Source organism: Halomonas sp. R57-5 (assembly GCF_900070345.1).
Taxonomy (GTDB): Bacteria; Pseudomonadota; Gammaproteobacteria; order Pseudomonadales; family Halomonadaceae; genus Vreelandella; species Vreelandella ventosae_B.
Map to the genome: position 1 here is coordinate 2,078,360 of NZ_LN813019.1, position 12,614 is coordinate 2,090,973.

Below are 12,614 nucleotides of genomic sequence, written 5' to 3' on the forward strand. Positions count from 1 at the left end.
CTTGCTGATGTTGGTGACAAATCACCAAATATCAAGGCAAGCGACTCAAGCAATAAGGTTTTAAAGGATTCGTCCTTTGGGATCTGTTTTGAATGAATTCGTTTGAACCTTGAGCCAAGTTTGGTTCGCTTCTGTCACTTTCGAGTGGCGGGTAAGAACCGCATAGATCTTAAACTGAAGAGTTTGATCATGGCTCAGATTGAACGCTGGCGGCAGGCCTAACACATGCAAGTCGAGCGGTAACAGGGGTAGCTTGCTACCCGCTGACGAGCGGCGGACGGGTGAGTAATGCATAGGAATCTGCCCGATAGTGGGGGATAACCTGGGGAAACCCAGGCTAATACCGCATACGTCCTACGGGAGAAAGGGGGCTCCGGCTCCCGCTATTGGATGAGCCTATGTCGGATTAGCTAGTTGGTAAGGTAATGGCTTACCAAGGCAACGRTCCGTAGCTGGTCTGAGAGGATGATMAKCCACATCGGGACTGAGAMAMGGMCCGAACTMCTACGGGAGGCAGCAGTGGGGAATATTGGACAATGGGGGCAMCCCTGATCCAGCCATGCCGCGTGTGTGAAGAAGGCCCTCGGGTTGTAAAGCACTTTCAGCGAGGAAGAACGCCTATCGGTTAATACCCGGTAGGAAAGACATCACTCGCAGAAGAAGCACCGGCTAACTCCGTGCCAGCAGCCGCGGTAATACGGAGGGTGCAAGCGTTAATCGGAATTACTGGGCGTAAAGCGCGCGTAGGTGGCTTGATAAGCCGGTTGTGAAAGCCCCGGGCTCAACCTGGGAACGGCATCCGGAACTGTCAGGCTAGAGTGCAGGAGAGGAAGGTAGAATTCCCGGTGTAGCGGTGAAATGCGTAGAGATCGGGAGGAAYACCAGTGGCGAAGGCGGCCTTCTGGACTGACACTGACACTGAGGTGCGAAAGCGTGGGTAGCAAACAGGATTAGATACCCTGGTAGTCCACGCCGTAAACGATGTCGACCAGCCGTTGGGTGCCTAGAGCACTTTGTGGCGAAGTTAACGCGATAAGTCGMCCGCCTGGGGAGTACGGCCGCAAGGTTAAAACTCAAATGAATTGACGGGGGCCCGCACAAGCGGTGGAGCATGTGGTTTAATTCGATGCAACGCGAAGAACCTTACCTACCCTTGACATCTACAGAAGCCGGAAGAGATTCTGGTGTGCCTTCGGGAACTGTAAGACAGGTGCTGCATGGCTGTCGTCAGCTCGTGTTGTGAAATGTTGGGTTAAGTCCCGTAACGAGCGCAACCCTTGTCCTTATTTGCCAGCACGTAATGGTGGGAACTCTAAGGAGACTGCCGGTGACAAACCGGAGGAAGGTGGGGACGACGTCAAGTCATCATGGCCCTTACGGGTAGGGCTACACACGTGCTACAATGGCCGGTACAAAGGGCTGCGAGCTCGCGAGAGTCAGCGAATCCCTTAAAGCCGGTCTCAGTCCGGATCGGAGTCTGCAACTCGACTCCGTGAAGTCGGAATCGCTAGTAATCGTGAATCAGAATGTCACGGTGAATACGTTCCCGGGCCTTGTACACACCGCCCGTCACACCATGGGAGTGGACTGCACCAGAAGTGGTTAGCCTAACGCAAGAGGGCGATCACCACGGTGTGGTTCATGACTGGGGTGAAGTCGTAACAAGGTAGCCGTAGGGGAACCTGCGGCTGGATCMCCTCCTTAAACGATGCGTCACAGTCGGTAAGCGTCCACAATGAATTACCTGATCAGATAGCTGTTGATGCGCAGTGATAAGCCAGCCGCCTACGGCGTTGCCTTATCACTGCGTATAGCAGTCGCTCTTTAACAATGTATATCATGCTGACAAGAACATACCGCAAGGTATGGTCTTAAATTGTGATACGTCTCAAGCGTATCCGGCAAAATGAAACGTGATCATTGCGACATCCAGACTCCTTCGGGTTATAGGGTCAAGCAATGAAGCGCACACGGTGGATGCCTAGGCAGCCAGAGGCGATGAAAGACGTGGTAGCCTGCGATAAGGCTCGGTGAGGTGGCAACAACCTGTGACCCGGGCATTTCTGAATGGGGAAACCCACTCATCATAAGATGAGTATCGTGCACTGAATACATAGGTGTACGAGGCGAACCAGGGGAACTGAAACATCTAAGTACCCTGAGGAAAAGAAATCAACCGAGATTCCCCTAGTAGCGGCGAGCGAACGGGGACCAGCCCTTAAGCATGTGACTGATTAGGCGAACACGTTGGGAAGCGTGGCCGTAGCGGGTGATAGCCCCGTAGTCGAAAATCTGATCATGTGAAATCGAGTAGGTCGGGGCACGAGAAACCTTGACTGAAGACGGGGGGACCATCCTCCAAGGCTAAATACTCCTGGCTGACCGATAGTGAACCAGTACCGTGAGGGAAAGGCGAAAAGAACCCCGGAGAGGGGAGTGAAATAGATCCTGAAACCGTGTGCGTACAAGCAGTAGGAGCAGACTTGTTCTGTGACTGCGTACCTTTTGTATAATGGGTCAGCGACTTATATTCAGTGGCGAGGTTAACCGTATAGGGGAGCCGTAGGGAAACCGAGTCTTAACTGGGCGACACAGTCGCTGGATATAGACCCGAAACCGAGCGATCTATCCATGAGCAGGGTGAAGATTGAGTAACATCAATTGGAGGCCCGAACCAGGATCTGTTGAAAAAGATTTGGATGACTTGTGGATCGGAGTGAAAGGCTAATCAAGCTCGGAGATAGCTGGTTCTCCTCGAAAGCTATTTAGGKAGCGCCTCACGTAGTACCGCCGGGGGTAGAGCACTGTTTCGGCTAGGGGGTCATCCCGACTTACCAACCCGAGGCAAACTCCGAATACCGGTGAGTAACGCGTGGGAGACACACGGCGGGTGCTAACGTCCGTCGTGAAAAGGGAAACAACCCAGACCGTCAGCTAAGGTCCCGAAATCCTGGTTAAGTGGGAAACGATGTGGGAAGGCTCAGACAGCTAGGAGGTTGGCTTAGAAGCAGCCATCCTTTAAAGAAAGCGTAATAGCTCACTAGTCGAGTCGGCCTGCGCGGAAGATGTAACGGGGCTAAACCAGGTACCGAAGCTACGGGTTCATCCTTAGGATGAGCGGTAGAGGAGCGTCGTGTACGCCAATGAAGGTGGATTGAGAAGTCTGCTGGAGGTATCACGAGTGCGAATGCTGACATGAGTAACGATAAAGGGAGTGAAAAACTCCCTCGCCGGAAGACCAAGGGTTTCTGTTCGACGCTAATCGGAGCAGAGTGAGTCGGCCCCTAAGGCGAGGCCGAAAGGCGTAGTCGATGGGAAACGGGTCAATATTCCCGTACCGGACATGGTTGCGATGGGGGGACGAAGAAGGCTAGGTGAGCCAGGCGTTGGTTGTCCTGGTGAAAGTGAGTAGGCTGAGGGTTTAGGTAAATCCGGACCCTTTCAAGGCCGAGACACGAGATGAACTGACCACGGTCAGGAAGTCACTGATGCCACGCTTCCAGGAAAAGCCTCTAAGCTTCAGATCATGTGCGACCGTACCCCAAACCGACACAGGTGGTCAGGGTGAGAATCCCAAGGCGCTTGAGAGAACTCGGGTGAAGGAACTAGGCAAAATGGTGCCGTAACTTCGGGAGAAGGCACGCCGGCGTAGGGTGAAGAGACTTGCTCTCCTAGCCCGAACCGGTCGAAGATACCAGGTGGCTGCAACTGTTTATTAAAAACACAGCACTCTGCTAACGCGCAAGCGGACGTATAGGGTGTGACGCCTGCCCGGTGCCGGAAGGTTAAATGATGGTGTTAGCCGCAAGGCGAAGCTCTTGATTGAAGCCCCGGTAAACGGCGGCCGTAACTATAACGGTCCTAAGGTAGCGAAATTCCTTGTCGGGTAAGTTCCGACCTGCACGAATGGCGTAATGATGGCCACGCTGTCTCCACCCGAGACTCAGTGAAATTGAAATCGCCGTGAAGATGCGGTGTACCCGCGGCTAGACGGAAAGACCCCGTGAACCTTTACTATAGCTTCACACTGGACGCTGATGTTGCCTGTGTAGGATAGCTGGGAGGCTTTGAAACTCGGACGCCAGTTCGGGTGGAGCCAACCTTGAAATACCAGCCTGGCATCATTGGCGTTCTCACTCAGGTCCGTTATCCGGATCGAGGACAGTGTGTGGTGGGTAGTTTGACTGGGGCGGTCTCCTCCTAAAGAGTAACGGAGGAGCACGAAGGTACCCTCAGCACGGTCGGACATCGTGCATTGAGKGCAAGAGCATAAGGGYGCTTGACTGCGAGACAGACACGTMGAKCAGGTGCGAAAGCAGGTYCTAGYGATCCGGTGGTKCTGTATGGAAGGGCCATCGCTCAACGGATAAAAGGTACTCCGGGGATAACAGGCTGATACCGCCCAAGAGTTCACATCGACGGCGGTGTTTGGCACCTCGATGTCGGCTCATCACATCCTGGGGCTGAAGTCGGTCCCAAGGGTATGGCTGTTCGCCATTTAAAGTGGTACGCGAGCTGGGTTTAGAACGTCGTGAGACAGTTCGGTCCCTATCTGCCGTGGGCGTTGGATGTTTGAGAAGGGCTGCTCCTAGTACGAGAGGACCGGAGTGGACGACCCTCTGGTGTTCCGGTTGTCACGCCAGTGGCATTGCCGGGTAGCTATGGTCGGACGGGATAACCGCTGAAAGCATCTAAGCGGGAAGCCCCCTTCAAGATGAGACATCCCTGAGGCCTAGAGCCTCCTGAAGGGCCCAGCGAGACCAGCTGGTTGATAGGCACGGTGTGGAAGCGCTGCAAGGCGTTGAGCTAACGTGTACTAATGGCCCGTGAGGCTTGACCCTATAACACCCAAGGGGTCTGGTCGTAATGATGACGCAACATTAAAACACCGGATACGCAGCGTGTGGCCTGACTCAAACGAGCAGGCGGCACAATGAGACGATCACAAACAGCATGATGTACATTAACAGTTACGCCTGACGACCATAGCACGCGTGAACCACCTGATCCCTTGCCGAACTCAGAAGTGAAACCGCTTAGCGCCGATGGTAGTGTGGGGTCTCCCCATGCGAGAGTAGGTCATCGTCAGGCACTTATTACGAAAAATCCCCCAGGGCTGATGCCTTGGGGGATTTTTTTTGTGTTGGGTGAAGGGTAAGTCGTGAATCGTGAGTAGAAAACGTTGGKGAATGGGGGTCTCCCCAATATCCTGTTCCGCCTCACACCTCACACCTCACACCTCACACCTCACACCTCACACCTCACACCTCACACCTCACACCTCACACCTCACACCTCACACCTCACACCTCACACCTCACACCTCACACCTCACGCCTCACGCCTTAGCTAGATAAATGCTATGATGCGCCCCAATTAATTAGGCAGCCCTCACCGTTTGTGATGGGCGGAATCGAGGTGAAGAGGTGAGTGAAACGGTACCTACGTCATGGTTAGTTTACTGCCGTCCTGGGTTTGAGAGTGATGCGCTGGCAGAGCTACAGCATCACGCAGCATTACAGGGCATTCCCTGTGAATCATCTCATGGGGAAGGGTGGGTAAGCTTAACGCGTGTCGATGGCGAAGCGGTGAATGATTTACACCGTCAGGCAGCGTTTAAAAAGCTGATTTTCGCGCGCCAGAGCTTAGCGGCCTTGCCTGCGCTCMCTCTTTCACGTGACGACCGTCTTACCGCGATCTTGGAACAGGTCAAAGCCAGCCGCTGGAGCTTTGAAGAGATTTGGCATGAAACGCCGGATACCAACGATGGCAAAGCGCTGGCCGGGCTGATTAAGGCGCTTAMCAAGCCACTGGAAAGTATGTTGAAAAAGCGTGGTGCGTTAAGGCGCAGCGCGGGCGCACGACGCTTACATATTTTCTGGACTGATGGTGATCAAGTGCAGCTGGCGATGAGCTTCCCAGGCAATCGCAGCGATTTAATCAATGGTATTCGTCGATTGCGCTTTCCCTCTCGTGCCCCCAGCCGCTCAACGCTTAAATTGGAAGAGGCGTGGCACGAGTTTATCCCTAGGGAAGAGTGGGAGACGCGCCTTGCACCGCATATGCAGGCAGCTGACTTGGGGGCTGCCCCGGGCGGCTGGACATGGCAACTGGTTCAGCGGGGCATGTATGTGTACGCCATCGATAATGGCCCCATGGACACGCAGTTGATGAAGACTGGGCAGATAGATCATCTTAAAGAGGATGGCTTTACCTGGGAGCCACCACAGCGTTTGGACTGGCTGGTGTGCGATATTGTTGATAAACCAGTGAGAGTGCTAGCCATGGTGGAGCGCTGGCTAATTCGTAAATGGTGCAAAGAGGCGATCTTTAACCTTAAACTGCCCATGAAAAAGCGTTGGGATGAGGTCACACGCTGCCTAACGGCACTGGAAGAGTCGCTGGAAAAAGCAGGGGTGCATGCCAGTATCTCGTGCCGTCACCTCTATCATGACCGTGAAGAGGTGACGGTGCATGTGCGGTTAAGAGATTGATAGATTAAGCAAAAGCTATTTAATAGCCAGGCTCGTAAATCCGGATAGTTTCATCTTCAGTTAATAGCGGTAAAATACGCTGCATGGCCATTGCCCGCGCTTCGCTTGAGTGCCACTCCTTCCAAGCGCGGATGTCACGCCATTTGGTAATCATCAGTCGACGATCGGTATGACCAAGTTCTACCAGTGTTTCACCACCGATGAAGCCCCTTACGCCTAGAGAAACGCGCATTGCCTCCCGCGCTGCTTGTTCAAATTCTTCTTCAAGACCGGGCATAATTCGCCGTTCGATGATAACTTTAATCATACTTTCTGTTTCCTACATCGAGGATATTGATGGCTGATAATACGGGTACGTTACCCAGCTTTGACGCGGTATTAGACACCACGGGGCTCTACTGCCCAGAGCCGATTATGCTGATGCATAACAAAGTGCGCGATATGACATCAGGCCAAGTGCTCAAAGTGATTGCCACCGACCCGGCTACCACGCGAGATGTGCCCAAGTTTTGTCAGTTTTTAGGGCATGAACTGCTTGAGCAGAACACCTCCTCTGTGAATAACTACCTCTACTTTATTCGTTTGGCATAGCCCTTTGAGTTAGTCCTTTGGGATAGCCTTTCTAAACAGCTCTTAGAAATAGCTCTTCAAAATAGCGCGAAAACCCAAGCGAGGCCCACATCAACTAATTGATATTGGCCTCGCCGATGGTCGCAGAGCTAAGTCATAGCACTAATTTTGCCCAGTTAATCACTAGCCACTACCATCATGGCTAGCGCATCAAGCGTTGCTGGATCTTCTTCCAGTATACGATTGGCGATATGGCGCTGGAAAAAGTAAACCGTTTGATGGCGGGCGTGGGCACTGTACAGGCACTTATCCCCTAAMAAAATCGGCGTCATCGCCGCTTTATTCTCATCTGCAAGTAGCGCGTCTAGGCTGCCGTCGCTGTAGAGGCGCCAGCCGTAAACGGGCTTCATATGCCAGGGTGAGTTGGGGTGATTCATGCACAGTGCGTGGGTGCCCAAGGTATCAGGGATTTGCTGGATGAGGGTCACTTCGCCAGAAGACTCATAATCAAAGTATTCAGCTGCAGCGACTAGCTCGTGGTATTTGTGATCTGGTGGTGTATCAAAAATTTCCTCTGTTTCAGGATCACGATAACCCACAAAATAGCCGTTCTCCTGGCTATTCAGATCATGGCAGGCTGCCAGGGTTTCCATCCACGGCACCAAGCCGATGACGCTACCATCCTCCCTTAACCCCCAGGCCAAAATAGGCAAGCCATAGTAGGTATCGGGACTCGCAGCGAGTTGGTACACCATCTCTAGGCCATCTAGCTCAGGGGCTAAACGGACTAGGCACTTTTGCGCCTGCTGACGCTGGCGCACAGTTTCCAGGTCGATGACCTGGGCAGAGCGGGGTGACAGGGATGCGCCCATTGTGTCCCTCCTTGTGCTGCGTGGTCATCACATTGGTGAAGCAGATGCTTAGTTTGCGTCTTTATTCACCTAGCTTCATTACTCACCAATAGCACATGTTGCTCATAAGGTTAAGGGTTCTGCGATTTTTAATTGTTTGAGCAAGGTGCAAAGCGCGCTCGTAGCGTTTGATGTTCGGTGAGTGCTCGCTGAAACTGGCCCCAGGGCGCTTGGGCATTATTCAGCGAGAGCCAGCGTGTTTGATAGCGTTGGATCGCCAGTGGTTTGTCTACCTGTTGCGCGTCAATTAAACGATTGATCKCTGTTAACCACTGCTTGGCTGTACTTGCTAAGGGCTCAACCGACGGTGTCTCCCAGCCCCTTAAACAGTGTGTGGCATCGCTGTGCTGAGTTAGCAATGCATTTGCTTCTGTTAAGCGTTGAGAGGCGAGTAGCAGGGTGCGCAGCACTTCGGCGGTTAGGGGCCGCTCTTGGAGGGTTTTTAAATGGTTCTCAAGCGTTGCAGAGTCTTGCTGCCAGTCAAGATCAAACTGGTGGTCAGTCATTTTTTGCAAGTATTCGATGGCGTCAAGCTGGCTGGTAAGAGCGACTTCATCAACATTGCTTAAAGGCTGGCTTGCCCGTGCAAAGCTTTTAACCCACTCGCTGGAGTCAAAAATAGCGTTCCAACTTACCGCGGGCAGCTGGGCTGTTTTAGTCGCTGTTAATTGTTCTAGGCGGGTTCGGTCTTCATCGCTTAACTGATCGGGGACTTGGCTATTTAAGCAGGCGCTTAGTCGCTGCCATAGCGTGCGCTCATATAACCACTGTTGGCTGGGCGGCGCGACACGCCCCAGTTGGTTGTTACGTGCGGCGACTAGCGAAGTGATTTGACATTCGCGCAGTGCGTAAACATTCAGCAGGCTATCTCGCGTTTCGGGAATGTCAATAAGCCGCTCTGAGCGCTCAGGGAAGTCACCAATATTAACTGGGTCAGCTCGTTCAATGCCTGGCTGTGCGAGGTCATCGGCGAGTTGTTGGTGGTAGGCCTGCCACTGCTGCTCAGCGGGGTTGTCGCCACAGCCAACCAGCAGGGCGCTTAGCGCTATTGCTAGAGAAAAAATTCTCCATCGAGCCATGCCTACCCCCGAATACTAATGCGCTGTAAACGCCAGCCAAGTAGCAGTGCCGCAGTGCTTAAGCCAGCAATCAAGCCAATCCAGTAGCCATGAACGCCGAGTGGGGCTAGGTCACCCACTCCAAGAGAGCCCAGCCAGTGTCCACCACCCAAGCCTACAATCCAGTAAGAGAGCACCGTAATTACCATGACAATGCGGGTATCTTTATAGCCACGCAATGCGCCCGCTAAATTGACCTGCAGCGAGTCAGAAAGTTGAAAAATAACCGCTAGGGCAATGATCGACAGCGCTAGCGCTTGAATCTCGGCATTCGAAGTGTAAAGCGAAATGACCGGCACAGCGGTTACCCATAGCAGGATGCTGTTAAATACGGCGACACAAACACTGACCACAATACCGTTCCAGGAAACTTGGCGGGCTAGCGTCAGACGCTGCTGTCCAAGTGTATTACCCACCCTGACGGTCAGCGCCATGCTCAACGACATAGGCAGCATAAACAAAATGGTGGTGAAGCTAAGCGCTATTTGGTGAGCGCCCACGGTGACTTCGCCAAAACTGGCAATAAACAGCGCAATAAAGGTAAACAGGGTAACTTCGACAAAAATAGCCACGCCAATGGGAACACCCACCACTATGAGCTCGCGAATGCCGACCCATTGGGGAGGCGTTAGCTGCTGCCATATAGCGACGCTTTTATAGGTACGTCCTCGGCGCGTGTAGTAGGCCATCGCGAGTGCCATCGTCCACATTGAGAGGGCCGTCGCAATACCACAGCCAAATGCCCCCAAGGCAGGCAGTTGTTGCAGGCTACTAGGGATCCAGGTGCCGAAGAGATTCACTAACCCCTCGCCGCCGTAGATCAATAGGTAGTTAGCAGGAATATTGACCGCTAAGCCGACCAAGCTAATCCAAAGGGCTGGCCGGGTATGGTTCATACCATCGGAAAAAGCCCTAAGCGCTTGAAAGAGGGCAATGCCCGGCATACCAAAGGCGACGGCAGAAAGGTAGGCAGCAGACTGATCCGCGACCGCAGGAGGCACGTCCATTGCCTTGAATATGGGCATAACGGCAGACCAGAGCAGCACTGCTGCTACGGCACCTAACAGTAGCGCAATCCAAAGCGCCTGATGAACTGCCGGGCGAATAGCAGCGTGGCGCTGGCCGCCCAGTAAATGCGCAACGATGGGCGTAAGGCCCATCAGCGTGCCGGTTATAAACAGCATCAACGGCATCCATAGGCTAGAGCCTACCGATACGGCGGCGAGTGACGTTGCATCATGTCGGCCTGTCATCATTACATCGACGACACTCATTCCGGCCTGAGCCAGCTGAGCGCCGCAAATAGGCAGCGCTAAGAACATCAAAGAGCGTGTTTCTGGCCAGTAGATCGATTTCAGTTGTTGAGTAAAGCCGCCCACTTGTTGGCTCCTGATGGGGAAAATTATTCACGAAAAGTCGTTATATTAGCAGGTGCGTCACGCTTATGGTGGCTAGACGTTAGCTTGCGTCAACAGGGCAGGTATAATGCGCCAAAATCGATGACAAATGAGGTCAATGTGAGTGACACGCAGGATCGATGGACGCTTGCCGATATTACCGCGCTTTTTGATGGGGTTTTTGCTGAGCGTTATCAAACTCGATTGATTCGCGGCGGCGATGAGCCACTCTATCGTCCCGCCAACGGCGAAACTCCCTATCACCAGGTAATTTTCGCTCGTGGCTACTATGCCAGTGCGCTGCACGAAATCAGCCATTGGTGCATTGCAGGGGCAGAGCGGCGTCAGCTCGAAGATTACGGCTACTGGTATTGCCCTGATGGGCGGGATGCTGAACAGCAAAAAGCGTTTGAGCAGGCTGAGATTGCGCCACAGGCGTTAGAGTCTATCTTCACCCGTGCCTGCGGTCGCGATTTTCATGTCAGCGTAGATAATTTAGGCGGCGATATAGAGGTAGATGTTGAGGCCTTTGCGGCGCGAGTAGAGGCCCGCGCCCAGCGCTACTGGGAAGATGGCTTGCCAGCCCGGGCCAACGCCTTCCTGATGGCGCTTGAGCGCTTCTACTGTCACCAGGAGACGCTTGCAGAGGCGGTGGCCCAGGCGCATGCCACGATGGATAAAATGGATAACACGGACTCTGCGGTCACTGCATAGTCGTTTGCTTAGCGCTGTGCCTAGTCCTCTTCTGTTAAGCGTTGATGCATCGATAGCATCACTTCCAACTCATGTTCAGGGCGCATCGGCTCTAATCCTAGCTCGCTGAACGTTTCACGCCGCTGGCGGTGCCATTCGCCTGGGGTGAGGGAAGGGTAAAGCACCGAGGCTGGGGCTAACTCCACGAAAGGGTCTAACCCATAGGTGTCAAACAGCCGCGCCAGCGCCGCTTCGTCGTCGCCGTTGTCGCTGGTATACAGGGTAGCGGAGAAGTGATCGTTCTCCAGCTCGCGGATGACCTCTAGCGGGCTAACCCCCAGGCTCTCCAGCTCTTCCATGCTGTAGGCGCCCATGGCATTGGTATCTTCTTTGATCCAGCTATCGTCTGGCTGAATCAATGTTTGCTTTACTCGGCCATCGGGCAGTGACCAGGCAATGGCTAGCGGGAGGCCATCGTCTTCGCCCGTTTCAATGGCTATAAATCCTGGATAATCGGCCACGCTAATACTCCTGTTAAGATTCCGTGGGTAGACGGAAAAAACGCTGGGCGGTCTGTGTGGTTGCCGCCCCTAACTCAGCTTCGCTAATACCGTGCCACTGGGCAATCTCGCGGACAATCCACGGCAGCAACGCCGGTTCGTGTCGACGACCCTTTAGCTTCGCCGGGAGGTTGCGGGGCAGCAAGTACGGGCAGTCGGTTTCTACCATCAAACGCGTTAATGGAATATCACCTACTAATGAGCGTAGATGATGTCCGCGTCGCTCGTCGCAAATCCAACCGGTTAGGCCTATATGCAAGTCTAGGTCGAGATAGCCAAACAGCGTATCGCGATCGGCGGTAAAACAGTGCACCACTGCGTGACTGATATCATCTCGCCACGCATGCAGTATTTCACGCATCCGCTGGCCCGCATCTCGCTCGTGTAAAAACAGCGGCAAACCGCTTTCCACCGCAAGCGCCAACTGTGCTTCAAAGGCACGCTCCTGTTGCTGGGGCGTTGAGAAATTGCGATTGAAATCCAGCCCGCACTCACCCACCGCGACGACTTCTGGCATGGCATGCAGAGCCCCCATGGCGCGCTCAAGGGGTTTGTCCCACTGGCTAGCGTCATGGGGGTGAACGCCTGCTGTGGCGTAGAGGCCAGGATACTGCTTGGCCAGCGCAACCGCTTGCTCGGCGTGGGCAAGGTCGGTGCCGGTGACGATCATGGTCGTTACCTGCGCCGCCTGGGCGCGCTGGATAACCGCCTCAAGATCGCGACCAAAGCTTTCATGAGTCAGGTTTGCGCCAATATCCACCAAGGGTGTGTCAGGACGAAACTGGAGTGCTTCGGGTAAAAAGTCATCGGCATAAGCGGTGGCCAAAGGTGTCTCCCGTTCAATAGGCAAAAGTACCATTGTAACGGTATG

Annotated in this window: 9 protein-coding genes and 3 rRNA genes; 6 read left to right on the forward strand and 6 right to left on the reverse strand. The window is 53.7% G+C overall.

Features of this window, described 5'->3' with window-relative positions:
* Positions 1–171: 171 nt before the first annotated feature.
* From HALO_RS09485 to rlmM, 4 genes are all read left to right on the forward strand, one after another.
* Positions 172–1,704, forward strand: a 16S ribosomal RNA gene (locus tag HALO_RS09485).
* Between the two features lie 246 nt (positions 1,705–1,950).
* Positions 1,951–4,841 (forward strand): 23S ribosomal RNA (locus HALO_RS09490).
* Positions 4,842–4,975: 134 nt separating this feature from the next.
* Positions 4,976–5,091, forward strand: a 5S ribosomal RNA gene (gene rrf / locus HALO_RS09495).
* The 16S, 23S and 5S rRNA genes sit together here, the layout of an rRNA operon.
* A gap of 335 nt (positions 5,092–5,426) precedes the next feature.
* Entirely contained in the window at positions 5,427–6,494 is a 1,068-nt protein-coding gene (rlmM, locus tag HALO_RS09500; protein WP_050713364.1) for a 23S rRNA (cytidine(2498)-2'-O)-methyltransferase RlmM, read from the forward strand.
* A 19-nt stretch (positions 6,495–6,513) separates the two neighbouring features.
* On the opposite strand, the gene HALO_RS09505 is transcribed toward rlmM, so the two are convergent.
* Positions 6,514–6,801 (reverse strand): antibiotic biosynthesis monooxygenase family protein, encoded by a 288-nt coding sequence (locus HALO_RS09505; protein WP_007113141.1) that lies wholly within the window; start codon positions 6,799–6,801, stop codon positions 6,514–6,516.
* A gap of 29 nt (positions 6,802–6,830) precedes the next feature.
* Here HALO_RS09505 and tusA point away from each other — a divergent pair, with 29 nt between their 5' ends.
* Positions 6,831–7,085: a sulfurtransferase TusA gene (tusA, locus tag HALO_RS09510; RefSeq protein ID WP_035580361.1), complete on the forward strand. Its 255-nt coding sequence runs from the start codon at positions 6,831–6,833 to the stop codon at positions 7,083–7,085.
* A 155-nt stretch (positions 7,086–7,240) separates the two neighbouring features.
* Here tusA and HALO_RS09515 read toward each other — a convergent pair whose 3' ends face one another.
* From HALO_RS09515 to HALO_RS09525, 3 genes are all read right to left on the reverse strand, one after another.
* Positions 7,241–7,936: a hypothetical protein gene (locus HALO_RS09515; protein WP_050713365.1), complete on the reverse strand. Its 696-nt coding sequence runs from the start codon at positions 7,934–7,936 to the stop codon at positions 7,241–7,243.
* Between the two features lie 128 nt (positions 7,937–8,064).
* Positions 8,065–9,054, reverse strand: a complete 990-nt coding sequence (locus HALO_RS09520; RefSeq protein WP_050713366.1) for a DUF3080 family protein — start codon at positions 9,052–9,054, stop codon at positions 8,065–8,067.
* A 2-nt stretch (positions 9,055–9,056) separates the two neighbouring features.
* Positions 9,057–10,472 carry an MATE family efflux transporter gene (locus HALO_RS09525; RefSeq protein ID WP_035580352.1) on the reverse strand — a complete coding sequence of 472 codons (1,416 nt, stop codon included), beginning with the start codon at positions 10,470–10,472 and terminating at the stop codon, positions 9,057–9,059.
* 138 nt (positions 10,473–10,610) lie between these two features.
* Between HALO_RS09525 and HALO_RS09530 the strand changes: the two genes are divergently transcribed.
* The gene (locus HALO_RS09530) at positions 10,611–11,204 is read left to right on the forward strand and encodes an elongation factor P hydroxylase (RefSeq protein WP_442905673.1); all 594 of its coding nucleotides are present in this window, start codon (positions 10,611–10,613) and stop codon (positions 11,202–11,204) included.
* A gap of 20 nt (positions 11,205–11,224) precedes the next feature.
* Here HALO_RS09530 and HALO_RS09535 read toward each other — a convergent pair whose 3' ends face one another.
* Together HALO_RS09535 and HALO_RS09540 are read right to left on the reverse strand one after the other, a co-directional pair.
* A complete protein-coding gene (locus tag HALO_RS09535) occupies positions 11,225–11,704 on the reverse strand; it encodes a hypothetical protein (RefSeq protein WP_022522953.1) in 480 nt (159 codons plus the stop codon).
* A 13-nt stretch (positions 11,705–11,717) separates the two neighbouring features.
* Positions 11,718–12,569, reverse strand: coding sequence for a TatD family hydrolase (locus HALO_RS09540; protein WP_035580345.1), 852 nt, complete (start codon positions 12,567–12,569; stop codon positions 11,718–11,720).
* Positions 12,570–12,614 lie beyond the last annotated feature (45 nt).